The organism is Endothiovibrio diazotrophicus (assembly GCF_054657215.1).
Genome location: NZ_BAAHXB010000064.1, coordinates 1 through 23,012, shown reverse-complemented (window position 1 = coordinate 23,012; position 23,012 = coordinate 1). Strand labels below are relative to the sequence as shown.

Below are 23,012 nucleotides of genomic sequence, written 5' to 3'. Positions count from 1 at the left end.
CCGAATGGGACGAAGCCGTCGGGAAGTTGCTGCCAGCCCCGATCGTGCCGTCTTCGTTCGCGTCGCCGCAGTAGCGGCAACCTACGTCTCGGTGTGAGGCGGGGTGGTGCGGTACACTGTCGCGCCAAATGGCCGCCTCTCTCGCCCCCCTTCGATGATTGCTCTGTGGAAACGATCCCTGCTGCTGCTGCGGCTACGCCACCGGCTGGAGCCGGAGCGGGCGGTGGATTGGCGCACCCTCCATCGGCGTGACCGCCAGTGGTACCTCGCCTCCGCGGAGCGGCGCCGCTGGCCGCTGTTGGCGGCGTGGCTCGGGCAGTGGGAGACGCCGGTCCACGACCGTCTGGCCCTGCTGCTGGCGGGCTTCGGGGTGGTGGCGCTGGCAGCGGGCTTTGCCCTGGTGGCGGGGCTGCTCACCTTCTCGCCGCTGGAGCGGATCAACCTTCTCTGGTTCCTTCTCCTCGCGGTCTTCCTGCCCCTCCTCTGGTGGCTGCTCACCCTGTTGTTCCACGCCACCGGACTGCCCCTGCCGCTCGCCGATCTGCTCAAGCGCCGCCTGCCGGCGGAGGCGCTCGCCTCTCCTGCCGCGCCCCTGGTGAGTGCCACCGCCCGCCTCCTCGGCCATGCCCTCGCCACACTCTTCGCGCTGGGTATGGTGGCGGCCTTCGCCCTCTATCTGCTGGTCACCGATCTCGCCTTCGGCTGGTCCTCCACCCTCCAGCTGGGCGGCGACTGGCTGCACCGGGCGACCTCGCTGCTCGCCGCGCCGTGGGCCTCGCTGTGGCCGGCGGCGGTCCCCTCGGCGGAGCTGGTCGAGGCGACCCGCCACTTCCGCGCGGCGCTGCCCGAGGGGGGCGACCCCGCCCGCCTCGGCCAGTGGTGGCGCTTCCTCTGGATGTGCTTGGTGACCTATGTACTGCTGCCGCGGCTGGCCAGCACCGCGTTCTATTGGTGGCAGCTGCGCGCCATGCAGCGGGCGCTGGTGGAGAACGACGTGCTGATCGGTGGCCTGTGGCAGCGCTTCACCACCGAGTGGGCGGACCACGAGGCCGAGGTGGTGGAACAGCGGCAGCCGGCCCCCGCGCTCGCCCCGCTGGAGCACGGCGAGGCGGCCTACGCGGCGGCGATCCGCTGGGGGGTCTGGCCGGCGGGGCTGGCGGGACCGGCGTCGCGGCACGCCTCGGCCTGGTACACGGTGGCCGACCCGGAGGAGGCGGACGCGGTGGTGGCGCGGTTGGAACTGCCGCCTGGGGCGGCGGGGTTGCTGCTGTGCAAGGGGTGGGAGCCCCCCACCGGCGAGCTGGCCGACTTCTGCCGGCGCCTCGCGACCATGCCCGGTCGCTGGTTCCTCCAGCCGCTGCCGTTGCCGGAGATGGACGGGCCGCGTCGCCGCGCCCTGATGGCCTCGTGGGTCGCCTGCATGGCGGAGCTGCCGGAGGGATTCCACCTGATCGACGGGGACGGCGATGAGTGATCATCCGGTCTTCGCGGTGGTCGGCCACCCCAACAAGGGGAAGTCCTCGGTGGTTGCCGCCCTCACCCAGAACGACGAGGTGCAGATCTCGCCGCTCTCCGGTACCACCCGCGTCGCCCAGCGCTTCACCCTGCGCCTCGACGAGCGGGTGGTGTTCGAACTGGTGGACACCCCCGGGTTCCAGCGCGCCGCCCGCTGTCTCGCCTGGCTGCGTGCGGAGGAGGTTTCCGCCGACCGGCGGCCGGCGCGCACCCGCGCCTTCGTCGAGCAGTTCAACGGCGGGGAGAGCTTCGCCGACGAGGTGGCGCTGCTTCGCCCTATCGTCCAGGGGGCGGGGATCGTCTACGTGGTCGACGGCTCGCTCCCCTACAGCCCCGAGTACGAGACCGAGATGGAGATCCTGCGCTGGAGCGGCCAGCCGCGGCTGGCCCTCATCAACCCGATCGGTGGCGACCACTACGTCGAGCAGTGGCAGCAGGCGCTCAACCAGTATTTCAGCCTGGTGCGGGTGTTCGACCCGCTGCACGCCGGCTTCGAGCAGCACCTCCAACTGCTGCGCACCTTCGGCCAGCTCGACCCGGCACGGGTCGAGGCGTTCGACCGCGCCATCGACGAATTGAAGGGGTATCGGCAGCAGAAGCTGGAGCAGGGGGCGCGGATCATCGTCGACACCCTCCACCGGCTGCTTACCTACCGTCAAGAACCCGGCCTGCTCCCCGAGGTGGTTGGGGGGGTGGTCGAGGGGGACGAGATGGTGCGCTTCAACGACCGTCTCAACCGCATCGAGCGCGAGGGGCAGCGCGCGCTGGAGGCGCTCTTTCTCTACCATCGCCTGGAACCGGAGATCGCCCGCCTGGAGGTGCGCCGCAGCGCGTTGATGGACCACGAGCAGTGGGCCGACTGGGGGCTCAGCCGCAGCCGCCTCACGGTGGTCGGCGCCGGCGCCGGCACCGCCCTGGGGATCGCCGCCGACGTCGGAACCGGGGGCGCCTCGGTGCTGCTCGGCGCGGTGGGCGGCGGGGTGGTCGGCGGCCTCTCCGGCTGGCTCGGCGGGCGCGGCGGCAAGGGGTGGCTGCGCGAGCGCCTCCCCGACTGGCTTCCGGGCGGCGAGCGGGAGGGGATCGGGCCGGTGGGCGACCCCAATTTCGCCTTCGTCATCCTCGGCCGCACCCTCGCCCATACCGCCGCCATGCTCCATCGCAGCCACGCCGACCGGGGGTCGTTCCGGCTCGGCAACGAGGAGCTGGGGCGGATGCAGGGGTTGGAGTTGAAGACCCAACTGCGGCTGTTGAAGCTGTGCCGCCGGCTGATCCGCGAGGGGCCCCAGGGACGCGCCGGACGCAAGCTGCGGGAGTGGCTGCTGGAGCAGTTGGAGGCCCACCTATAGGGCGCCCCGCAGGCGCCGTGGCCGCTCGGTGGGCACGGCGGTTTCGTTCCGCACGGCGCCCGCGGGGCGCCCTATGGCGCGATCAATCCCCAGCTCTCCGCCTGCCCGGGATCGCCGAAGATCGCCATCGCGGTGGTCATCGGGCGGAAGCCGAGGGTGCGGTAGAAGCCCTGTTGCCCGGGGACGGCGTAGAGGATCACCTTGCGATGGCTGCGCAGCGGTTCGAGCAGGGCCTCCACCAGCTTTCGGCCGTAACCCCCTCCCTGGTGCTCCGGCGCGACCACCACGTCGCACACCACCGCGCAGTCGAAGCCGTCGGAAAGGGCGCGGGCGGCACCGCACAGCTGCCCGTCCAGATAGAGGAAACGGCGCTGACGGCTGTTCTCGAAGACCTCCCGCAATCGCTGCGGATCACGGGCGCCGAGGGGCGTCCGTTGGTAGACCGCTGCCAAGCGGGGCCATTCGTCCTCTGCAAGTCGTTCGGTGAAGTCGATCTTCATTACCTCGTCTCTCCTCGTGCCGTTTCTGTGCGGGGACCGGCGGGGAACTCCGCCACCCGTCGCAAGCCCGGATGGTTCGTTATCGAAGTACGCTAGGAGCATATCGCGGCATCCAGTGCACCACGTTCCTCCCGGGGCGCCCTATCTCCGCCCCACGCTGACCAACGCTCGAACAAAATTCTGCTAACTTAGCCAAGGCGCCCGCACGCCCGGAAAGGTTCGTCGCGCCGCCACTCCATTCACAACGAGAATACCCCATGAAAACCATCGCATCGCTGCTCTTCGCCGCCGCCCTGCTGAGCGCCACCGCGGCCCGGGCGGAGGACCTTCAGTTCCAGCTGCGCAACCAGACCAGCACCGAGATCGTCGCCCTGCAGGTCTCCACCGTCCACACCGACAGCTGGGAGGAGAACCTGATCGCCGGCTACGTCCTGCCGGCCGGCAACGAAATGGACGTGGTGATCGCCGACGGTGCGCGGACCTGCCGCTACGATCTCCTCATCACCTTCGCCGATGACACCCACATCGAGGATCGCGACGTCGATCTCTGCGAGTTGGGCACCTACACCGCCGAAGATTGACCCACCGGTACCGTCGAGCAGGGAGGGTCGTCCGTGCACGACCAACATTACGTCATCCATACCGCCACCCGTGAGGAGGTGGATCTGGCCGTTGCCTGGGCCGCCGAGGAGGGGTGGAATCCCGGGGTGAACGACGCCGCCTGCTACCACGCCGCCGATCCGGAGGGCTTCCTGGTCGGCCGGCTCGACGGCGCGCCGGCCGCCACCATTTCGGCGGTGCGCTACGGTGACGCCTTCGGTTTCCTCGGCTTCTACATCGTTCGTCCGGATCTGCGGGGCAACGGTTACGGCTGGGCCATCTGGCAGGCGGCGATGGCGCGGCTGGAGGGGCGGGTGGTCGGCCTCGACGGGGTGGTGGCGCAGCAGGCGAACTACCGCAAGTCGGGGTTCGGCCTGGCCTACCGCAACGTCCGTTATCAGGGCCGTGCGGGGGGCGCGTCGGCAGCCGATCCGGGGGTGGTGGAATTGTGCTCGCTGCCATTCGACGAGGTTGCAGCGTTCGAGCAGCCCTTTTTCCCGGCGGAGCGCGCGGAGTTCCTCCGCGCCTGGATTGGCCAACCGGAGAGTGCCGCGCTGGGACTGCTCGAGGACGGACTGGTGGGCTACGGGGTGATCCGCCGCTGTCTCGACGGGTGGAAGGTGGGGCCGCTGTACGTCAACGAAGCGGGGCAGGCGGAACGGCTGCTGGCGGCGTTGACGGCGCGGATCCCGGCAGGGGAGACCTTCTTCCTCGACGTGCCGGAGGCCAATCCGGCGGCGGTGGCCCTGGCCCGGGGGCACGCCATGGAGGTGGTGTTCGAGACCGCGCGGATGTACCGCGGGCCGGCACCGGCGCTGCCGGTGGACCGGATCTTCGGGGTGGCCTCCTTCGAGATCGGTTGACCGCCGTGCAGCCATCCGGGGGGGGCTCCGGACAACCGTTTTTTTATTGGCACGAAGGGGGAATATCCATTTCCTGCCTTCCTGCCTTTCGTGTTGGCGATCATGGGACAGCTTCGCGGGCCCCAAATGGAGGATGGCCGGTTATCATCAACCTATCGATTGGCAAAGCGACGCCAACGCATTATCATTTCGTAATATACGCAATATTGTTATGCTTATATAATCGATTTATTTACAGAAGGAGATCCACCGAATGTTGCGCAGTCTCGCCCTTTCCCTGATTACCGCCCTGCTGCTGCTCACCGCCGCCACCGTCCGTGCCGATGCGATCACCGAAGAGCAGGTCTTCGCCATGGTCGACCGCGCCGTGGCGTTGCTCAACGAGGAGGGCGATCCGGCGCTTGCCACCATCGGCACCCCCAACGGGGAATTCGACCAGGGGGAGCTCTACGTCTTCGTCTACGACACCAACGTGGTCATGCTCGCCCATCCGGTGAAACCCACCCTGGTGGGGCGCTCCTACAAGGGCAAGCCCGACGCCAAAGGCAAGAAGTTCCGCGACATGATCGTGGAGAACGCCCTCAACGGCGGCGGCTGGGTCGACTATGTCTACCAGAAGCCGGGTGTCTCCGGGCTGCACAAGAAGAAGGTCTTCAGCAAGCTTGCCGAGCACGGCGGCAAGCAGTACGTGGTGGCCTGTGGCATGTACGCGAACTGATCCCCCATCCAGACGATCGCCTGATTCCCGGCGGGGCAATGGATTGCCCCGCCTTACTCGTTTATCCGGTATCCCGTTATGCGTATTCGCACCAAGCTGCTGATCCTCTCCCTGTTGCCGATCGTCGGCATCGCCGCCCTGGCCTGGCTGTCGGTCTCCGGGGCGTCGCGGAGCACCGCGGCGATGGACCACATCTACCAGGACAAGGTGCTGGTGATGGAGAGTCTGGCGGCCCTCTCGGCGGATATGGGCGAGGCCCACATGGCGTTGATGGAGCTGGGCAGCCTGGCGATGTTCGGTGCCGACGAGGCGCGCATCCGCGGTGTTGCCGGCGACGGGATGAAGCGCTTCAACGGCGCGCTGGAGCGGCTCACCACGGCGATTTCCGCCGGTCAGGTGAACGGCGGCGCGGAGCTGCTCCAGCCACTGCGCGACGATGCCCGCGACTACCTCAAGCGGTTCGAGGAGATCGTCGGTTTTGCCGTCGCCGGCGACTCCTACAGCTCCTTCGAGAAGTACCGCGAGGCCAACGCGCCCTACCGGCGTATCCGCACCCGGGTGGAGGGGCTGATCGCCGCCCAGAGCGGCGACACCCGCCAGGTCTACGAGGCCTCCGCCGGTGAGGCGCGCAACCGCACGCTGGTGCTGATCGGGCTGGCGGTGGCGGTGGCGGTGGTGGCGTTCGGCATCTCCGTGGCCCTCACCGCACAGATCGCCGGCCATCTGGGCAACACCGTCGGCATGCTGCGTGAGATCGCCGCCGGCGCCGGCGATCTCACCGCCCGGCTGCGGGAGCAGGGGAAGGACGAGTTCGGTGAGTTGGCCCACCACTTCAACCGCATGATGGAGAAGCTCCAGGAGATCGTCGGCGCGGTGCGCGCCAGCGCCGGCGAGGTGGCCGCGGATACCGCCGACCTGGCCACCGCCTCCAACCAGATGTCGGAGGTGAGTCGCTATCAGGCCGAATCGGTGGCCAACATCTCGCGGGTGGTGGAGCGCATCGACGCCGCCTCGGTGGAGATCTTCGGCGTGGTTGCGGAGAACATGGAGCGAATTCATCTGGCCACCACCCTGGTGGAGGAGGGGCGCGGCGAGCTGGCCGGCAACATCCGCGGGATGGAGGAGATTCGCCGGCGCAACGGGCTGCTGCTGGAGACCTTCTCGGCACTCGCCCGCTCCTCCGGCGAGATCCGCCAGATCGTGGTGGCGATCAACGACATCGCCGACCAGACCAATCTGCTGGCGCTCAACGCCTCGATCGAGGCGGCGCGGGCCGGCGAGTCGGGGCGCGGCTTCGCGGTGGTCGCCGACGAGGTGCGCAAGCTGGCGGAGAAGACCCGCGAGTCCACCGAGGAGATCGACGGCATCATCGGCAAGTTGACCCGCGAGATCGACCACATCAGCGGCGACATCGAGGAGACCCGCGGCGGGATCGAGGAGGGGGTCGAGCGAATCAACGGGGTGGGTCGCTCGTTTGAGCGGATCGACACCACCTTCTGCGAGATCCGCCAGACCGGCGACACCGTGGTCGGGCGGGTGCAACAGCAGGCCGACGAGGTGGCGAAGGCCAATCAGGACCTGCATAGCATCTCCAGTGGCCTCGATCAGGCCTCGGCCACCGCCGCGCGGATGATCGGGACGGTGGCCGAGTTGCGCCGCCGGGCCGAGCAGTTGGAACAACGGGTGAGCCAGTTCCGGGTGTGACCGGCCGCTGCCGGCGGCGGAGGTGTCGGCGAGGACCTCTCCGCGCGGCGGGCGGCGGCAGCGGAACAAGCGGCGTCGAACGATGTCGCCCCCCCGCGCCGCAGGTGTCGCCGCGCAGTCAGCCGGCGTAGCGCTGGATCGCCGCCGGGATCGCCTCCAGGGCGATGCTCTCCACCGCTGCACCGCGGGCTACCGCCTCCTTGGGCATGCCGTAGACCAGACAGCTCGCCTCGTCCTGGGCGATGGTGTGGGCGCCGGCCTTGCGCATCTCCAGTAGCCCGTTGGCGCCGTCGTCGCCCATCCCGGTCATGATGATGCCCACCGCGTTGCGCCCGGCACACTTGGCCGCGGAGCGGAACAACACGTCCACCGAGGGGCGGTGGCGGCTCACCAGGGGGCCGTCGCGCACCTCGACGAAGTACTGGGCGCCGCGCCGCTGGAGCAGCATGTGACGGCCACCGGGGGCGATCAGCACGCGGCCGGCACGCACCCGGTCGCCGTCCTCCGCCTCCTTCACCTCAACCTGGCAGAGGCGATCGAGGCGGGCGGAGAAGGCGGCGGTGAACTTCTCCGGCATGTGCTGGACCACCACGATGCCGGGGCTCACCCGGGGCAGCGCGGTGAGCACCACCTCGAGGGCCTGGGTACCGCCGGTGGAGGTGCCGATCGCCACCACCCGCTCGGTGGTCTCGACCATCGCCCGACCGTCACCGGCAGGGAGGATTACGTCGGCACTCAGCTTGGGGGCCACCTTGAGCCCCGGCTTGGGAGCCGCGCGGGTGGGGACGGGTTGGCGTCCGCCCCCGCCCACCTTCCTCAGGTCGGCACGGGCCGCCGCCTTGACCGCGTGCAGCAGCCGCGCGGCGGACTCCTCCAGGAACCCCTTCAGGCCCATCTTCGGTTTGGTGATGATGTCCACCGCGCCGCTGGCCAGCGCCTCCATGGTCGACTCGGCGCCGCTCTCGGTGAGGGTCGAGCAGATCACCACCGGGGTGGGGTGCTCGACCATCAGCTTCTTGAGGAAGGTGAGACCGTCCATCCGCGGCATCTCGATGTCGAGGACGATCACGTCGGGCCAACACCGCTCCATCCGCTGGAGGGCGAAGATCGGATCGGGGGCGGCACCGAGAAACTCGATACCCGGATCGGACTTGAGGATCTCCGAGGCGACTTGGCGGACCACGGCGGAGTCGTCCACCACCAGGACTTTCACCTTCTCCAAGCGCGACTACCCCTTTTTGCGATAGACCGCCGGCGCGGGGCGCTCGGCGAAGGGGTGGTCGGTGACGGTGTGCAGGCTCTCGGCGTGGCCGACGAAGATCCAGCCACCGGGGCGCAGTCGCTTGAGCAGTTGTTCAACGATCTGGCGCTTGGTCGCCTGATCGAAATAGATCAGTACGTTGCGCAGGAAGATGATGTCGAATTCGCCCAGCTCGGGCAGGTCGTCGGTGAGGTTGAGCTGCATGAAGCGGGTGCGTTCGCGCAGGTCGTTGTTGACCAGCAGGGTGCCGCTGTAGGAGCGCACCCCCCGCCGGCAGTAACGGCGCAGGTACTCCTCGGGGATGTTGTCGGTACGGTCCAGCGAGTAGAGGCCGGTCTCGGCGGTGGCCACGGTCTGGATCGAGATGTCACTGCCGAGCACCTCCCACGCGCGCTCGCCGAGGGTGTCGGCGAGCACCATGGCGAGGCTGTAGGACTCCTCGCCGGTGGAGCAGGCGGCGCTCCACACCCGGCAGGGGCGGTCGGCGGGCCACTGCGGCAGGATCTCCTCGCGCAGCAGGTCGAAGTGCTTGGGCTCACGGAAGAAGTAGGTCTCGTGGGTGGTCAGCAGGTCGACCATCCGCTGCAGTTCCGCCTCGTGATGGGCGTCGGTGACCATCGCCGCGTATTCGGTGAAGTCGGCAAGGCCATGGTGACGCAGCCGCTTGGCCAGCCGCCCGGCGACCATCGGCTTCTTCTCCAGCGGCAGGCGGATCCCCGAGATCACCTGAAACAGCCCCTGGATCACCTGGAAGTCGTCGTCGGACATTGCCGGGATCGAACCGGGTTGAGCCACCGTCGGCCCACTGCCGGGGAGCGGGCGGGCGACCTTGAGGGTGCTCTGTGCGCTGCGGCGGGTGGGCGGAGCCGCCAGCGGGGCGGCGGGCGGCTCGACCGACTCTCCCGTCCTGCCGATATTGAGGAACGGCAGTGCGATCATGGGGTAGCCCCCTCCCCGTCCCTTGCCGGAACCCGGCGCGCGGGCATCCCCTCCAGGATCGACAGCTCCTCCACCGCGAACACCCGCTCGGGGTCGAGGAGGATCATGAACCCCTCCTCCCGACGTGCCATGCCGTCGATGAAATCGGGACGCACGGGGGTGCCGAAGGGCGGCGGCGGCTCGATCTCCGCCTCCTCGATCTCGATCACCTCGTTGACCACGTCGACCATCACCCCGAGGGTGAGGTTGGCCTGATCCGCCTGGGGCAGCTCGACGATAACCATGGAGGTCCGTTTCCCCCGCACCGTGGGCCCGCGCCCGAGCCGCGCGCTCAGGTCGATCACCGGCACCACGTTGCCACGAAGATTGATGACCCCACGAATATAGTCCGGAACCAGCGGGACGCGGGTGAGATCGCCGAAATCGATGATTTCGTGGATCGAGGCGATGGCCATGCCGAAGGTCTCTCCCGCGACCACGAAGGTGAGGTACTGGGTGGCCTCGCGCTCGTCCTCGCCGGGAAGTGCCATTGCCGATGTGGTCATGGTAGCGCGCCCTCCGCCATCGTCGGCGCCGACTCGTCGCCAAGGCCGTCGAGCAGCCGGATGTCGGCGCTGGAGAAGACGTAGTCGATGTTCAGCAGCACCAGGAAACCACCCTCCCGACGGGCCATGCCATGAATGAAATCGGAGTGGATGTCGCCACCCAGCTCCGGGCGGGGCTCGATCTGGTCGGCGGGGATCTCCAGCACCCGTTGGACGCCGTCCACCATCACCCCGATCGCCACCCCCGGCCGCTCGTTGGAGCTGCCGCCGACTTCGACGATGACGATGCAACTGCGCCGGCTGATCCGCCCCTCGCCGCGGCCCATCCGCCGCGCCAGGTCGAGCACCGGTACCGCGGTGCCGCGCAGGTTGATCACCCCGCGGATGTAGGCGGGGACCATCGGGATCTCGGTGGGCGGCTCGTATTCGAGGATCTCGCGCACCCGCGCGATCTCCACCCCGAAGGTCTCCTTGCCGAGGGCGAAGGTGAGGTACTGGGCGCGGGCGCCCTCCTCCTCACGCGCGGTGCTACGGCCGCGCCGGGTACGGCGTGGTGAGGCCATGGCGCTCAGAACTCCTCGAACTCCCGCTCATCCACCGGCGGTCGGCCGCCGCGCTCGTCGCCATGGGCGAGGTGGCGCAGCCCCTGGCGCCCCTCGCCGCCCTGGCGATGGCGGTCGCTGGCCAGCAGTTCGGGGGTCGGCTCCTTCTCGTCGTCGGCGGCGTGGGCCAGCTTGGAGCCGCCACCTTCGCCTTCCTCCTTCAGCTTGAAGAAGGCCACGGTGCGCTGCAGGGTGCGGGCCTGGCCGCTCATCTCCTCCGCGGTGGCGGCCAGCTCCTCGGAAGAGGCGGCGGCCTGCTGGCTTACCTTGTCGAGCTGACCCATGGCGGTATTCACCTGGCTCACCCCCTCGGCCTGCTCCTGGCTGGCGGCGGCGATCTCCTGCACCAGGTCGGAGGTCTTGCGGATGCCGGGGACGATCTTCTCCAGCAGGGTGCCGGCGCGTTCGGCCACCTCGACGCTGTTGCCGGCCAGGGTGCCGATCTCCTGGGCGGCCACCTGGCTGCGTTCGGCCAGCTTGCCCACCTCGGCGGCGACCACCGCGAAGCCCTTGCCGTGATCACCGGCGCGGGCCGCTTCGATGGCGGCGTTGAGCGCCAGCAGGTTGGTCTTGTAGGCGATGTCCTCGATGATCCCGACCCGCTCGGCGATGCGCTTCATCGCGTCGACCGTCTCGCTCACCGCCTCGCCGCCCTCGGCCGCCTGGCTGGCCGCCTCGTTGGCGATGCCCTCGGTGGCCTTGGCGTTCTCGGCGTTCTGGTTGACCGAGGCGTTCATCTGCTCGACCGTCGAGCTGGTCTCCTCGACGCTGGCGGCGAGCTGGCTGGAGCCCTGGCTGAGGGACTGGGAGGTGACGTTGATCTGATCGGAAGCGTTGGCCATTGCGTCGGCGTTGTTGCGCACCCGGCCGATCACCCGCGAAAGCTGCTCGACCATCAGCCCCATGGCGTTGAGCAACTGGCCCACCTCGTCGCCGCTGCGGGCGCGCACCTCCACCTGGAGGTCGCCCTCGGCGAGGCGGTCGGCCACCCGCACCGCGTCGCGCAGCGGGCGGCTCACCGAGCGGCTGATGATCACCGCCACCACCACGATGAGGATGAAGGCGATGCCGGCGAGCATCAGGCTCATCTGCATCGCCGCCTCGCTGAGCGCCGCGTCGCGGGCCTTGCGGATCCCCTCGGTACGTTGGTTGTAGACCCCCTTGGCCTTCTTCAGGTACTCCTGGGTACGGGTTTCGTTGTAGCCCACCCGCACCTTGCCGTACTCCACCTCGTCGGCGGCGATGCCGACCTCCTCCCAGTGGTCGGCGGGCACCGTATCGACATCGCCCATGGTGGCCAGCGCATCACCGTCGACGCTGAGGAAGACCACCGCGGTGATGTCCGGGTCCTGGCTCGCCACGTCGGCGTACTGGGCCAGCGCCGAGAACTCGAAGCCGGCGATCGCCTCCGGGGCGATGGCGGCGAGCAGGGTGGCCATGCGCTGCGCCTTGAGCACGGTGGACTCCTTGGCCTCGCTGGTCTGGTCCTGGAACATCTGCTGGGCGACGTTGTCGGAGGCGCTGAGGAGCTTGTCGAAGGAGCTCTCCTGCTGTCCCAGCAGCACCACCGCGGCGCCGACGAAGAGCACCAGCAGGGTGGCGATCATCGACAGCATCAACTTGCCGCCGAGGCCCATCCCCTTCTTTTTCTTCTGCGCCTGGCCGCCGTCCGCCGGCCGGCCCTGTTGCGTGGTGTCGTTCATGATGGCTGACTCCCCATCCCGCGATTTGTTGATGAATTTCCGTAAACCAAAGGGCGATCCGGGTCGCCCATCAGTGGATTCGTTGCTGCTCGCCGCCGATGCCGGCGTCCATGGCGCGCTGGACCAGCCCCGGCACGTCGAGGATCAGCGCCACCTCGCCGCTGCCGAGAATGGTGGCGCCGCTGATCCCGCGCAGCCGCTGGAAGAGGGCGCCGAGGGGCTTGATCACCGCCTGGGTCTCACCCATCAGCTCATCGACCACCAGCCCTGCCTTGGTCTCGCCGTACTGCACCACCACGATGTTCTCGCGCCCCCTGCCCGAGCCGTCGGCGGCGAACACCTCGCCCATGCGCAGGAACGGCAGCACCTCGCCGCGCAGGTCCAGGTAGTCGTGGGCGTCCGTAATGCGGCACTCCTCGTCGCCCACCTCGATGCACTCGACCAGCATCTCCAGCGGGATCACGTAGGAGGTCTCGCCCACTTTCAACAGGAAGCCGTCGATGATCGACAGGGTGAGCGGCAAGCGGATGCGGAAGGTGGAGCCCTCGCCGGGGGTGCTCTCCACGTCGACGGTGCCGCGCAGCGCCTCGATGTTGCGGCGCACCACGTCCATGCCGACGCCGCGGCCGGAGAGGTTGCTCACCTGCTCGGCGGTGGAGAAGCCGGCCTCGAAGATCAGCCGATGGATCTCCGCGTCGGTCAGCGTCTGTCCCGCCTCGATCAGTCCGCGTTCCACCGCCTTGGCGGCGATCCGTTCGGCGTTGAGGCCGGCTCCGTCGTCGTTGATCTCGATCACGATGCTGCCGGAGTCGTAGTAGGCCTCCAACTGGATGGTGCCGGCCGCCGGCTTGCCGGCGGCCAGCCGCACCTCGGGGGTCTCCAGGCCGTGGTCCATGGCGTTGCGTACCAGGTGCATCAGCGGGTCGGAGATGCGCTCGGAGACCACCTTGTCGAGTTCGGTGTCGGCGCCGTAGGTGACCAGCTCGATCTGTTTGCCCAGATCGCGGGCGCCGTCGCGTACCACCCGCTGGAAGCGGCGGAAGGTCTCACCGATGGGCACCATGCGCAGGCGCAGGGAGGTGTCGCGGATCTCCTCCACCAGCCGCGACATCCCCTCGGCCGACTCGCGCAGCCCCTCGTCGCCGTTGAGCCGGGCCAGCACGTCGGTGCCGGCCACCGCGATTACCAGCTCGCCCACCAGGTTGATCAGCTGGTCGAGGCGGCCGGCATCCACCCGCAGGGTGCCGCCGCCCGAGCCGCCACCGCCTTTGGCCGCCCCCTTGTCGGCGGGCTTTTCGGCGGGCTTTGCCGCGGCGGGCGAGGCGGCGGGTTGGGGAGCGGTCGGCGCAGCCCCCGCCGCCGGAGGTGCAGCGGGCGTGGGCGCCTCCTCCGCGGGAATCCCGGCGCCGGCCTCAGCCACCAGCTCGGCGGCCCGCTCGGCACCCTCCGGCAGCGCCTCGATCAAGGCTTGCCACGCCGCCCGCGGGGCGCCGGGGGGGAGGATGCGCAGTTGGCAGTCGTCGCGGACGAACTCGAAGGCGTCCTCGATGGCCGCCTGGTCGGTCTCGCCCTCCAACTGCACCTCGAAACCCAGATAGCAGCTCTCCGGATCCATCTCCGCGGCGGCGGGCAGGCGGTCGGCGACCATTGCCACGCCGACGATCTCGCCCAGCTTGCGCAGGTAGCGGAGGAAGGAGAGGGGGTCCATGCCCATGCGCAGCACGTCGCCATCGAAGCGCAGGGAGATGTGCCACACCCCGGTGGTGGGACCGGCCTCGGCAGTCGCCGGCGCGGCCACGGCAGGAGCGGCGGCGGCCGGTGCCTCACCGAGATAGACGCCGAGCTGCCGGGTCAGTTTCTCCCCTTCGGCCGCCATCGCGGCATCCACCTCGCCGCTCTCTTCCACCAGCCGGGTGACCAGGGCACGGATATGGTCGCGGCAGGTGAGGAGCAGGCCGGCCATCTCGCCGTCGAGGGTGAGCTCGCCGTCACGCAGGCGGGAGAGCAGATTCTCCACCCGGTGGGTGAACGAGGTGATGGCGTCGAGGCCGAAAATGCCGGCGGAGCCCTTGATGGTGTGGGCGGCGCGGAACAGGGCGTTGAGGGTCTCGGTATCGTCGGGTTGCTCTTCGAGCACCAGCAAACCGTCCTCGATCTCCTGGAGGAGGTCCTGGCACTCGTCTGCAGGGCCGGGTCCATGCTCATGCCGCGTCGCCCTCCAGCCAGAGACGGGCGCCGGCCAGGGCCAGCGCCTCCTCGCTCGCCGCGCTGAGCGGACCGAGGGTGAACGGGGTGCCGGCGGCGCGCGCCTCCCGCGCCAGCAGCAGCAGCAGCTGGAGACCGGCGGTGTCCAGCTCCTCCACCGCGGAGAGGTCGAGGGTAAGCCCCGGCGCACCATTCAGGGCGTCGAGCAGCGGCTGCTTCAGCTCGGCAGCGGCGAAGATGGTCAGCTCCCCCTCCGGCCGCAGCACCCAGGGTTCAGCCGACTTGTCCAGTTGCAGTTCCATTGGGGTTCCGATCGCCCGCGCCTGACTCAGGCGGCCACCAGCTTGCTCACCGCGGTGATCATCTGCTCCGGCTTGAACGGCTTGACCACCCACGCCTTGGCGCCGGCGGCCTTGCCCTTGGCCTTCATCTCCTCGCCCGCTTCGGTGGTCAGCATGATCACCGGGGTGAACTTGTAGGCCGGCATCTGCTTGATCTGCGAGACCATGGTGAGACCGTCCATGTTGGGCATGTTGACGTCGCTGATGATCAGGTGGACCTTCTGACCGGTGAGTTTCGACAGGCCATCCTTGCCGTCGCAAGCCTCCATCACTTCGTAGCCCTCGCGCTTGAGCGCGATGCTCACCGCTTGGCGCAGCGAGGCGGAGTCATCCACTATCAAGATCGTCTTGGCCATCGTTGAACTACCTCTACACAGCAATACTCGGCGGCTGGGCGGCGCCGCGTTTCCGTCGTCCGGGGCGCGCGGGAGAACCCCGCGAAGCCTCGTTGAAGCGAGCCCCTCGCCGCGGCGGCGGGGGATCAGAAGAAGGTGATCTCGTCATCGGCCGCCGCCGCGGGGGCAGCGGGAGCTCTTGCTCCGGCCGCCGCCCCGTGGTGGTTACGGCGCTGCTCCTCGGTGGTGTAGCCGAGGTGCATGTCGGCCAGCCAGCGTTCGGCGTCGAGGGTGGCCCCCGGGGTGCCGCTGAGCACCTCCCCCACCTGGCCGTGGAGGCGCTCCAGATCCTGGATCAGGCTGCCGAGGATCTGGCTCACCCGGTCCTGGAATTGCAGCGCCACCAGGATGTCGGAGATCTCCCCCTTCATGGTGGAACCCTCCTGCTGGAGGAGGTCGGCGGAGTGGGTGAGCCGATCGGCCACTTCCTGGTAGCGCTGGAGGGCGTCGTTGAGCAGGGTCTCGGACTCGCCCACCGCCCGCTCGTCCTCCTCCCCGGCCCGCTCCGCCACCTCCATGGTGGCGGTGATGGCACGGTTGATCTCCTCCACCCGCTTGCGGATCCGCCCGCCGCTCTCGCCGGAGCGGGCGGAGAGCTTGCGCACCTCGTCGGCGACCACCGCGAAGCCGCGCCCCGCCTCGCCGGCGCGGGCCGCCTCGATGGCGGCGTTGAGCGCCAGCAGGTCGGTCTGACCGGCGATCCCGGCGACATCGTCGGCCATCTGGGTCAGCTCGCCGGTGTAGCCGGCCAGCTTGCGCATGTGGTCGATCAGTTGTTCCTTGGCGGAGAGGGCGGAGCGCATGTCGCCGATCACCGTGGTCAACTCCCGGCGCAGCTCCTCCTTACTCGTGTTGAAGGTGGCCACCGCGGCGAGCATCGCCGCCATACCGGTCTCCTCGCTACCCTGCTGGGCGGTGGAGAGCGTCGCCTCCAGGCGCTCCTCGATGGCGCCGAAGCGGATGGCGAGCGAGGTCACCCCCTCTTCGGTCTGGCCGCGCGAGGTCTCGATATGGCGCGACCAGATCGGCAGCGCCTTGTCGCACACCTGGGCCAGCCCCAACCAGGAGGGGTTGGCATCCCGCTCCGCCTGGCGCGCCTCGCGGGCCGCCTCGTCGGCCTCGATCAGCCGCAGATGGGCGCGGCGCAGCCACTCTCCGGCCCCCGCCCCCGCCACCACGGTGATGGCGGCGATGGTGATCGGCAGCGGCGCGAGGCCGCCCACGCCGAGGATTCCCGCGCCCCCGGTCACGCCGATGGCCATGGGAAGGAGGCGTGCCAGGGTGGCGGTGCTGGAAGTCAACTCGTTCATAGGGTCATGGGGGGTTCCGCCCCGGCGATCGTGCGACCAATGGGATGGTTTGGAGCTGCCGACCGCGGGGAAGGGTAATAACGACGCAAAAAAAACCGGGAGGTGACGATAGCAATTAATCGATAACGATACAATCGCGCCGTTTTCTTACAAAAAAGTAAGAAAATTCTGATCTATCACCGCGATATACGTACATGCACTTATTTTTGTATTGCCATATAAATCAGAATGTTAATGGCCAAGCAATGGGATTTTACACCCGCTTGCCCTCTGCGCCACGCCGTCGATCACGAATGCCTACAATAAAGTAGGAGTTCTCTTACATTTCCGTGGCGGGAAAGCGATTTTCCGGGGAGCATACTACAAAGGAGACCGATTCCTGTCGTCCCGATCCGCCCGACCGGAAGGCAAACGCAACCGCAGGCGAGCGTGGGCGCCCCGCCACCCGGAGGCCAATGGGTGAAATGACGCGAACGACCGTGAAATGACCCCTATTGCGACGACATCGAGTGCACTTGCTTTGTTTACGCTTCTGCTACAATGGCCTCCCGGCTTCCCATGCCCCTTCCGAGAGACCTCCATGCAGTTCGAAGTGAGCGATGACCAGAAGAAGGCCGCCAAACTGCCCCACGACCTTTTCCTGATCAACCTGATCGCCAACCACATCCTGATCTTCGTTTCCACCCTCGGTATGGCCACCAGCTGGATCTGGCCGGTGATGTCGGTGCCGGTGATATCGGTCTGCATCCTCGGCTACTCCATCTGGCGCGGCTTCCGCTCCCGCGCGGTCGACCCGTGGTACGTCAAGTGCCACTGGCAGATCGGCCTGCGACGCAGTCTGATTTTCGTCTCGATGCTCGGCCTGCTCGCCACCGTCTCACTGCTCGGTTTCCTCGGCCACACCTTCGGCGGGATGATGAAGGAGGCGGTCTTCGCGATCATCGGCGGCGTCGGCCTGCTGCCGACGATGGTCACCATCCTGATCCTGATCATCCTGGAGTCGGACGCCCTGCACGGTGCCGCCAACGGCAAACTGCCGAAGTGGGTGGTGGAGCGCTATCCCAACCCCGAGGCGGTGCTCCTTTCGGAGGACTGAGGGCCGGAACATCCTTTGAATGGAGGTGAAACCGATGAAGATTGCCGATCCGCAAGCCGGTGACGTTATCGACGAGATGGAGTTCCTGGAGGAGGTGTTGCCGCTGGTCGGGGCTCAGGTGCTGGAGCTGGGATGCGGCAGCGCCTTCAAGACCCGCTGGCTGGCCGGGCACGGCGCGTCGGCGATCACCGCCCTGGAAGTGGACCGGACCCAACACGAGAAGAACCTGCGGATCGACGATCTGCCGACGGTCACCTTCGCCTATGGCGGTGCCGAGGCGATCCCCGCGGAGGACGCTTCCCACGATCTGGTGGTGATGTTCAAGTCCCTCCATCACGTGCCGGTGGAGGCGATGGAGCGGGCGATGGCGGAGGTCGCACGCGTGCTGCGGCCGGGCGGCTTCGCCTACATCTCGGAGCCGGTCTACGCCGGCGACTTCAACGAGGTGCTGCGCCTCTTCCACGACGAGCGAGAGGTACGCGAGGCGGCATTTGCGGCGGTGCGGCGGGCGGTGGAGTCCGGAACCCTGGAGCTGGCCGGCCAGCACTTCTTCCAGACGGTCAGCCTCTTCGCGGACTTCGCCCAGTTCGAGGAGCGCATCCTCAACGTCACCCACACCGACCACGATCTGGCCCCGGAACTCCACGCCGAGGTGAAACGCCGCTTCGAGGCGCACCTCACCGCCGACGGCGCCCGCTTCCTCACCCCCATCCGCGTCGACCTGCTGCGGCGTCCGTCCTGACTTCGGTCGTTCGACGCAGAGAACGCAAAGGCGCAGAGAGCGCAAAGAAGAGTCATAAACTCTTCTCTTCTCCGCGTCCTCTGCGTCTTTGCGTTCTCTGCGTTTTCAGCCCCAAGCCGAATCAGGCGACCACGTTGCGGGGGGCACCGGCGAGGTAGGCGCGGATGTTTTCGGCCACCTCGTCGATCAGCCGCTGGCGTGCGTCGCGGCTGGCCCAGGCGGTGTGAGGGGTGACGATCAGGTTGGGGAGGTCGGCGGCGAGCAGCGGGCTCTCCGCGCCCGGCGGCTCCTCGGCGAGGACGTCGATGCCGGCGCCGCCCAGGCGTCCGGCGCGCAATGCGTCGGCGAGCGCCATTTCGTCGACGATGCCGCCACGGGCCGTGTTGATCAGCAGTGCGTCGGGCCTCATCCGCGCCAATTCGGCGGTGCCGATCAGGCCGCGGGTCTCCGCGGTGAGGGGGGTGTGCAGCGTGAGGACGTCCACCTGCGGGAGCAACTCCTCCAGCGGCGAGCGACCGGGGCGGTCGTCGTCGGCGCCGGGACGCCGGGCGATCCGCACGTTCATGCCGAACGCCTCCGCCACCCGCGCCACGCCGCGGCCCAGCTCCCCGTAGCCGACGATGCCGAGGGTACGGCCGGCGATCTCCCGAATGGGGAAATCGAGCAGGCAGAACATCCCGCTGGCCGCCCAGCGGCCGTCGCGGGCGGCCTGCCGGTAGTCGTCGAGACGGGTACTCAGGGCCAGGATCAGGGCGAAGACGTGCTGCACCACCGATGGCGTGGCGTAGCGCACCACGTTGCACACCGTGATCCCCCGCCGCGCCGCCGCCTCCAGGTCGACGTTGTTGGTGCCGGTGGCGCTGATGCAGATCAGTTTCAGCGCGGGTGCCGCGGCCATCGCGGCGGCATCGATCACCACCTTGTTGGTGACGATCACGGCGGCCTTGCCGATCCGCTGATGGAGCTGTTGAGGCGTGGTGTTGGGGTGGTCCGCCCAGACGGGCAGTGCCCGATGCAGCGCGGAGAGATCCAGATCCCCGCGGTCCACGGTATCGCGATCGAGAAAGACGCCCTGCATGTTCAATTCCCATGGTGAAGTCGAAGACAAGAATACCCTGGCGTGAACATGCGCGGAAAAGCGGAGGGTGGATATAGGGTGTGCCGAGGTACGAGGCGCACTGCCCTTTCCGACGGGTGCGCCTCCTATCGTCGGCACCCCCTACCCGGCTCCTTGGCATCGGTTGCTCAACGCGGAGAACGCAAAGACGCAGAGAACGCGGGGAAGAAGAGGTATTTCATTCTCTTCTCTGCGCCCTCTGCGTCTTTGCGTTCTCTGCGTTTCCCGGCCGGAGCCGGATCAGGAGAGCACTCGCTTACTCCGCAGGCGTGCTCTCCTGCGGCGGCTGGTAGTAGCCGAAGTCGGTGACCCGGAAATGGAGGTTGCCGACGTCGAACGGCTGCGCCTCCAGGTCCACCCAGTAGTGGAATTCGCTCCCCTCCAGCGCCACGTAGGGCAGGTGCAGGGTGGCGGTGAGGTTGGGGCCACCGCGATTGACCGCCAGGGTGGAACCGAACTGGAGCGCGCAGGCGGCGGGATCCTCCGTGCCGCCGTCGGCGGGGCTCTGCTCGATGCCACAGGACGCCGGGTCGGCGGCGCAGGCGGCGACGGCGGCGGTCACCGCCTCTTCCACCTGCTGCTGGCTGGCGCTGTCGCCACCGCCGACGCTGATGCCGCAGGAGGCAGGGTCGGCGGCACAGGCGGCAGTCTGTTCCTGGCGCGCGGTCTCCACCAGGGTCAGGGCGAGGGAGACGTTGCCGCCGTTGCCGGTGTCGATGCCGCAGGAGGCGGGGTTCTCCAGGCAGGCGAGGCGGCCCTGTTCATAGGCCGCGTCGACGTCCGCCGCGGTGGCCGCGCAGGGGGTCGCACCGCCCAGGTCGTGGAGCTGGGCCACCTCGTCGGCGCTCAACGCACGGTTGTAGATGCGCAGGTCATCAAGGGTGCCGTTGACGGTGTCCGAGGCGAGACCGAGGCGGGTGCCGATGAGCAGCGGCAGGGTGGTGGCGGAGAGTGCGCCGGAGACCTGGCGGCTGGCGGCGAGGACGCCGTTGACGTAGAGCGTGGCGGTCGCGCCGTCGTAGGTACCGACGACGTGGTTCCACTCGTTGAGGTCGTAGCCGGTGGAGCGGGTCTGACTGAGCGCGCCGTCGGGACGGATGGCGAAGATGACGTCGCCGGTGGCGCTGGTGGAGAGACCATAGGGCGCCGCCTCGTCGCCGTTGACGTTGGTCCCCTTGACCAGCAGGTATTGGGTGCGCTGCTCGGCGGGGTTGATCCAGGCGGAGAGGGTGATCGCGCCGGTGATGTCCAGGGAGTCGCTGTCGGCCACCTCGATGCTTTCACCGACGCCGGAGAAGGCGTAGGCGCCGTTGGCATCGCCGGCCCGGCCGGTGGTGAGCTGGGCGCCGCTGACCGCGCCGAAGTTGCCGTGGCCGCTGATGTCGTCGGCGCTGCCGCTGAAGGTGTAGTGGGCGACCAGGCCGTCGTTGAGGTCGGCGTGGGCGGGGGTCGCGAGGAGGGCGGCGATGGCGCCGGCCAGCGCCAAGCGTGAAGGATTGTGCATGACTTCCAGGTCCTCTTTTGGGTCGTGATATCCGCTTGCCCCGCTCCGGTCGGGGGCCGTGGCGTGGTAAGGCGGTCGGAGTTATCAGTATAAAAGAGATGTAAGTCGGCCCGGTTCCGCCGGTCCCCGCGGTTGTGCCGCTAGTCCTCGAGCAGGACGATCGTCGCCCGTCCGCTCTCCCGGTCGAGGTCGACGCCGATCTGGCAGTGCTCGCGGTACTCGTCCATCGGTGTGGGATCGTCGGCGCAGTTGCAGCCGGCGATCACCGAGGTGTAGAAGAGCCCGATTCGCAGGTGGAGGGTGGAGGGGTCTTCGTCGGCGGATACCAGCACCGCCTGCACCGGGCCGCCACTGTAGTAACTGCCGTGGATGACCCCCTGTTGCAGGGGTAGGTGGGCGGCGTCGAGTCCTTCGATTTCCGCCTTCAGGACGGTCTCGAAACGGGGGCTGCCCCAGGCGGCGAGGGTGTCGGGAAGGTAGGTCATCGGTGTAGTCCGCCGCGGTTGCCAGCGCTTTCAGTTGCCGACCTCGGCCGTCGCGGGGCCGTGGAAGCGGTAGTGGTTGCGGCCCATCCGCTTGACCTCGCCCATGGCGTCTTCGGCGTAGCGGATCAGGGTGTCGAGGTCGCTGCTGTCGTCGGGGTAGAGGGCGATGCCGATGCTGACGCCGACGCGGCGGGTGTGGCCGTTCAGGTGGAAGGGGGCGGCGAAGGCATCGACCACCTTCTGTGCCACCACGCCGGCGTCGGCGGTGGCGTTCAGCTCGCCGAGGATGACGGTGAACTCGTCGTCGCCGATGCGCGCGGCCATGTCCTCATCGCGCAGCCGCTGGCGCAGCCGTTCCCCCGCAGCCCGCAACAGCTGGTTGCCGGCGTCGTGGCCGAGGGTGTCGTTGACCTGCTTGAAGCCGTCGAGGTCGGCGAGCAGCAGCCCCACCCGCAGTTGGCGCCGCCGCCCCTGGGCGAGGGCCAGCTTCAGGTGCTCGGTGAACAGGGTGCGGTTGGGAAGGTCGGTGATCGGATCGTAGTTGGCCAGCCGTTCGAGCCGGTTCTCCGCCTGTCGGCGCTCCTCCACCTCCTCCCGCAACTGCTCGTTGGCCCGGTACAGCGCCTCGGTCCGCTCGGCCACCCGCTGCTCCAGCAGGTCGCGGGTCCGTTGCAGCTCGTCGTTGACGCCACCGAGCCTGAGATTGGCGGTGGTGAGCGCCGCCATCATGCGGCCCACCCTGCGCATCACGTACGCCGCCACCACGGCGCTGAGCAGCACGGTGAGTCCGCCGAGAATCAGCATCCAGCGGTGGGCCTGCCGGAACTCGGCGACGGTCACCTCCAGCGCCTCGCGATTGTGCTCCTGCTGGAGGGCGACGAAGCTGTCGATCACCCGCAGTGCCCGCTCCTGGGCGGGGATCGCCTGTTGCAGCAGCAGACGGTTGGCCTCGTCGAAACGCTCGTCGTTGAGCAGGTCGATCACCTGATATTGCAGCGGACCGGCCACCGCGGAGAGGTCCCGCTGGTGGTCGAGCAGGGTGCGCTCCCGCTCGCTGAGGTCCATCGCCAGCAGTTGCTCACGCGCCTCCAGAAACTGGCCGCCGAGGCGCCGCAGCTCAAGGAACAGGTCGTCGCGCTCGAACGGGTCGTCGGTGATTGCCATGGAGTGGAGCAGCAGCGAGCGTTCGCGGGAGTTGCGCCGCATCTCCAGGGCCAGGGAGCCCTGCACGTTGTATTCGTTGACCACCTTCTCCAGGCTGGCGGTGATCTGCGCCATCCGCGACAGGCCGAACGCCACCATCGCCACCAGCAGGGCGATGACGGTGACGAAGCCAACGGCCAGCGGTGGGCGGGGGGAGCGCTCGCTCACGATGCGCTCCGATGGCTGCCTGCTGGGCGCGGCCGCAACGCGGTGCGGTAATTCACGGTGCTGGGCTCCCCGAAAAAGGTGCGGCGAGGGCCGACGGCTCGCGGCGGTGGCTGGTGTTCCGGCGATCTCTCATCAATCGGATACGCGGGA

22 protein-coding genes and 1 pseudogene are annotated in these 23,012 nt (G+C 68.5%); 8 read left to right on the top strand and 15 right to left on the bottom strand.

Annotated features, from left to right (window positions below; genetic code table 11):
* Nucleotides 1–154 precede the first annotated feature (154 nt).
* Entirely contained in the window at nt 155–1,474 is a 1,320-nt protein-coding gene (locus tag ACYQ2W_RS15620) for a DUF2868 domain-containing protein (RefSeq protein WP_459869075.1), read from the top strand.
* Nucleotides 1,467–2,861: a DUF3482 domain-containing protein gene (locus tag ACYQ2W_RS15615; protein WP_459869073.1), complete on the top strand. Its 1,395-nt coding sequence runs from the start codon at nt 1,467–1,469 to the stop codon at nt 2,859–2,861. The genes ACYQ2W_RS15620 and ACYQ2W_RS15615 overlap by 8 nt, the downstream gene beginning before the upstream one ends.
* A gap of 71 nt (nt 2,862–2,932) precedes the next feature.
* On the opposite strand, the gene ACYQ2W_RS15610 is transcribed toward ACYQ2W_RS15615, so the two are convergent.
* The gene (locus ACYQ2W_RS15610) at nt 2,933–3,361 is read right to left on the bottom strand and encodes a GNAT family N-acetyltransferase (protein WP_459869071.1); all 429 of its coding nucleotides are present in this window, start codon (nt 3,359–3,361) and stop codon (nt 2,933–2,935) included.
* A gap of 257 nt (nt 3,362–3,618) precedes the next feature.
* Here ACYQ2W_RS15610 and ACYQ2W_RS15605 point away from each other — a divergent pair, with 257 nt between their 5' ends.
* The 4 genes from ACYQ2W_RS15605 (at nt 3,619) to ACYQ2W_RS15590 (ending at nt 7,246) form a co-directional block, all read left to right on the top strand.
* Entirely contained in the window at nt 3,619–3,942 is a 324-nt protein-coding gene (locus tag ACYQ2W_RS15605; protein WP_459869069.1) for a hypothetical protein, read from the top strand.
* Nucleotides 3,943–3,975: 33 nt separating this feature from the next.
* Nucleotides 3,976–4,824 carry a GNAT family N-acetyltransferase gene (locus ACYQ2W_RS15600; protein WP_459869067.1) on the top strand — a complete coding sequence of 283 codons (849 nt, stop codon included), beginning with the start codon at nt 3,976–3,978 and terminating at the stop codon, nt 4,822–4,824.
* Between the two features lie 253 nt (nt 4,825–5,077).
* Nucleotides 5,078–5,542: a cache domain-containing protein gene (locus ACYQ2W_RS15595; protein ID WP_459869065.1), complete on the top strand. Its 465-nt coding sequence runs from the start codon at nt 5,078–5,080 to the stop codon at nt 5,540–5,542.
* 78 nt (nt 5,543–5,620) lie between these two features.
* Nucleotides 5,621–7,246 carry a methyl-accepting chemotaxis protein gene (locus ACYQ2W_RS15590; protein ID WP_459869063.1) on the top strand — a complete coding sequence of 542 codons (1,626 nt, stop codon included), beginning with the start codon at nt 5,621–5,623 and terminating at the stop codon, nt 7,244–7,246.
* 118 nt (nt 7,247–7,364) lie between these two features.
* Here ACYQ2W_RS15590 and ACYQ2W_RS15585 read toward each other — a convergent pair whose 3' ends face one another.
* From ACYQ2W_RS15585 to ACYQ2W_RS15540, 10 genes and pseudogenes are all read right to left on the bottom strand, one after another.
* On the bottom strand, nt 7,365–8,468 hold the full coding sequence (locus tag ACYQ2W_RS15585; RefSeq protein WP_459869062.1) for a protein-glutamate methylesterase/protein-glutamine glutaminase: 1,104 nt from the start codon (nt 8,466–8,468) through the stop codon (nt 7,365–7,367).
* Between the two features lie 6 nt (nt 8,469–8,474).
* Nucleotides 8,475–9,446 carry a CheR family methyltransferase gene (locus ACYQ2W_RS15580; protein ID WP_459869061.1) on the bottom strand — a complete coding sequence of 324 codons (972 nt, stop codon included), beginning with the start codon at nt 9,444–9,446 and terminating at the stop codon, nt 8,475–8,477.
* Complete coding sequence (locus ACYQ2W_RS15575) at nt 9,443–9,991, bottom strand: chemotaxis protein CheW (protein ID WP_459869059.1); 549 nt, start codon at nt 9,989–9,991, stop codon at nt 9,443–9,445. The genes ACYQ2W_RS15580 and ACYQ2W_RS15575 overlap by 4 nt, the downstream gene beginning before the upstream one ends.
* The gene (locus ACYQ2W_RS15570) at nt 9,988–10,554 is read right to left on the bottom strand and encodes a chemotaxis protein CheW (RefSeq protein WP_459869057.1); all 567 of its coding nucleotides are present in this window, start codon (nt 10,552–10,554) and stop codon (nt 9,988–9,990) included. The genes ACYQ2W_RS15575 and ACYQ2W_RS15570 overlap by 4 nt, the downstream gene beginning before the upstream one ends.
* 5 nt (nt 10,555–10,559) lie before the next feature.
* A complete protein-coding gene (locus tag ACYQ2W_RS15565; protein WP_459869055.1) occupies nt 10,560–12,296 on the bottom strand; it encodes a methyl-accepting chemotaxis protein in 1,737 nt (578 codons plus the stop codon).
* Between the two features lie 70 nt (nt 12,297–12,366).
* Complete coding sequence (locus ACYQ2W_RS15560) at nt 12,367–13,911, bottom strand: chemotaxis protein CheA (RefSeq protein WP_459869099.1); 1,545 nt, start codon at nt 13,909–13,911, stop codon at nt 12,367–12,369.
* A 318-nt stretch (nt 13,912–14,229) separates the two neighbouring features.
* Nucleotides 14,230–14,466: pseudogene (locus tag ACYQ2W_RS15555) on the bottom strand (Hpt domain-containing protein); the annotation flags it as partial.
* A 31-nt stretch (nt 14,467–14,497) separates the two neighbouring features.
* Nucleotides 14,498–14,803 carry an STAS domain-containing protein gene (locus tag ACYQ2W_RS15550; protein ID WP_459869053.1) on the bottom strand — a complete coding sequence of 102 codons (306 nt, stop codon included), beginning with the start codon at nt 14,801–14,803 and terminating at the stop codon, nt 14,498–14,500.
* 26 nt (nt 14,804–14,829) lie between these two features.
* On the bottom strand, nt 14,830–15,198 hold the full coding sequence (locus ACYQ2W_RS15545) for a response regulator (RefSeq protein WP_459869051.1): 369 nt from the start codon (nt 15,196–15,198) through the stop codon (nt 14,830–14,832).
* Nucleotides 15,199–15,323: 125 nt separating this feature from the next.
* Complete coding sequence (locus ACYQ2W_RS15540) at nt 15,324–16,547, bottom strand: methyl-accepting chemotaxis protein (protein WP_459869049.1); 1,224 nt, start codon at nt 16,545–16,547, stop codon at nt 15,324–15,326.
* A 580-nt stretch (nt 16,548–17,127) separates the two neighbouring features.
* Here ACYQ2W_RS15540 and ACYQ2W_RS15535 point away from each other — a divergent pair.
* Together ACYQ2W_RS15535 and ACYQ2W_RS15530 are read left to right on the top strand one after the other, a co-directional pair.
* On the top strand, nt 17,128–17,643 hold the full coding sequence (locus ACYQ2W_RS15535; RefSeq protein ID WP_459869047.1) for a hypothetical protein: 516 nt from the start codon (nt 17,128–17,130) through the stop codon (nt 17,641–17,643).
* Nucleotides 17,644–17,677: 34 nt separating this feature from the next.
* Nucleotides 17,678–18,385, top strand: coding sequence for a class I SAM-dependent methyltransferase (locus ACYQ2W_RS15530; RefSeq protein ID WP_459869045.1), 708 nt, complete (start codon nt 17,678–17,680; stop codon nt 18,383–18,385).
* Between the two features lie 121 nt (nt 18,386–18,506).
* Here ACYQ2W_RS15530 and ACYQ2W_RS15525 read toward each other — a convergent pair whose 3' ends face one another.
* The 4 genes from ACYQ2W_RS15525 to ACYQ2W_RS15510 all read right to left on the bottom strand — a co-directional run bounded on the left by ACYQ2W_RS15525 (nt 18,507) and on the right by ACYQ2W_RS15510 (nt 22,862).
* On the bottom strand, nt 18,507–19,463 hold the full coding sequence (locus ACYQ2W_RS15525; protein WP_459869043.1) for a 2-hydroxyacid dehydrogenase: 957 nt from the start codon (nt 19,461–19,463) through the stop codon (nt 18,507–18,509).
* Between the two features lie 295 nt (nt 19,464–19,758).
* Nucleotides 19,759–21,006, bottom strand: coding sequence for a LamG domain-containing protein (locus ACYQ2W_RS15520; RefSeq protein ID WP_459869041.1), 1,248 nt, complete (start codon nt 21,004–21,006; stop codon nt 19,759–19,761).
* A 140-nt stretch (nt 21,007–21,146) separates the two neighbouring features.
* On the bottom strand, nt 21,147–21,491 hold the full coding sequence (locus tag ACYQ2W_RS15515) for a hypothetical protein (protein WP_459869039.1): 345 nt from the start codon (nt 21,489–21,491) through the stop codon (nt 21,147–21,149).
* 30 nt (nt 21,492–21,521) lie between these two features.
* On the bottom strand, nt 21,522–22,862 hold the full coding sequence (locus ACYQ2W_RS15510) for a diguanylate cyclase domain-containing protein (RefSeq protein WP_459869037.1): 1,341 nt from the start codon (nt 22,860–22,862) through the stop codon (nt 21,522–21,524).
* Nucleotides 22,863–23,012: the final 150 nt, after the last annotated feature.

Bases quoted from the DNA above. Each gene is read 5' to 3' on its own strand.
- ACYQ2W_RS15580 (WP_459869061.1), bottom strand. From the start codon at position 9,446: ATGATCGCACTGCCGTTCCTCAATATCGGCAGGACGGGAGAGTCGGTC.
- ACYQ2W_RS15550 (WP_459869053.1), bottom strand. From the start codon at position 14,803: ATGGAACTGCAACTGGACAAGTCGGCTGAACCCTGGGTGCTGCGGCCG.
- ACYQ2W_RS15560 (WP_459869099.1), bottom strand. From the start codon at position 13,911: ATGGATCCGGAGAGCTGCTATCTGGGTTTCGAGGTGCAGTTGGAGGGC.
- ACYQ2W_RS15575 (WP_459869059.1), bottom strand. From the start codon at position 9,991: ATGACCACATCGGCAATGGCACTTCCCGGCGAGGACGAGCGCGAGGCC.
- ACYQ2W_RS15570 (WP_459869057.1), bottom strand. From the start codon at position 10,554: ATGGCCTCACCACGCCGTACCCGGCGCGGCCGTAGCACCGCGCGTGAG.
- ACYQ2W_RS15590 (WP_459869063.1), top strand. From the start codon at position 5,621: ATGCGTATTCGCACCAAGCTGCTGATCCTCTCCCTGTTGCCGATCGTC.
- ACYQ2W_RS15515 (WP_459869039.1), bottom strand. From the start codon at position 21,491: ATGACCTACCTTCCCGACACCCTCGCCGCCTGGGGCAGCCCCCGTTTC.
- ACYQ2W_RS15595 (WP_459869065.1), top strand. From the start codon at position 5,078: ATGTTGCGCAGTCTCGCCCTTTCCCTGATTACCGCCCTGCTGCTGCTC.
- ACYQ2W_RS15545 (WP_459869051.1), bottom strand. From the start codon at position 15,198: ATGGCCAAGACGATCTTGATAGTGGATGACTCCGCCTCGCTGCGCCAA.
- ACYQ2W_RS15535 (WP_459869047.1), top strand. From the start codon at position 17,128: ATGCAGTTCGAAGTGAGCGATGACCAGAAGAAGGCCGCCAAACTGCCC.
- ACYQ2W_RS15565 (WP_459869055.1), bottom strand. From the start codon at position 12,296: ATGAACGACACCACGCAACAGGGCCGGCCGGCGGACGGCGGCCAGGCG.
- ACYQ2W_RS15520 (WP_459869041.1), bottom strand. From the start codon at position 21,006: ATGCACAATCCTTCACGCTTGGCGCTGGCCGGCGCCATCGCCGCCCTC.
- ACYQ2W_RS15540 (WP_459869049.1), bottom strand. From the start codon at position 16,547: ATGAACGAGTTGACTTCCAGCACCGCCACCCTGGCACGCCTCCTTCCC.
- ACYQ2W_RS15620 (WP_459869075.1), top strand. From the start codon at position 155: ATGATTGCTCTGTGGAAACGATCCCTGCTGCTGCTGCGGCTACGCCAC.
- ACYQ2W_RS15530 (WP_459869045.1), top strand. From the start codon at position 17,678: ATGAAGATTGCCGATCCGCAAGCCGGTGACGTTATCGACGAGATGGAG.
- ACYQ2W_RS15615 (WP_459869073.1), top strand. From the start codon at position 1,467: ATGAGTGATCATCCGGTCTTCGCGGTGGTCGGCCACCCCAACAAGGGG.
- ACYQ2W_RS15610 (WP_459869071.1), bottom strand. From the start codon at position 3,361: ATGAAGATCGACTTCACCGAACGACTTGCAGAGGACGAATGGCCCCGC.
- ACYQ2W_RS15605 (WP_459869069.1), top strand. From the start codon at position 3,619: ATGAAAACCATCGCATCGCTGCTCTTCGCCGCCGCCCTGCTGAGCGCC.
- ACYQ2W_RS15525 (WP_459869043.1), bottom strand. From the start codon at position 19,463: ATGCAGGGCGTCTTTCTCGATCGCGATACCGTGGACCGCGGGGATCTG.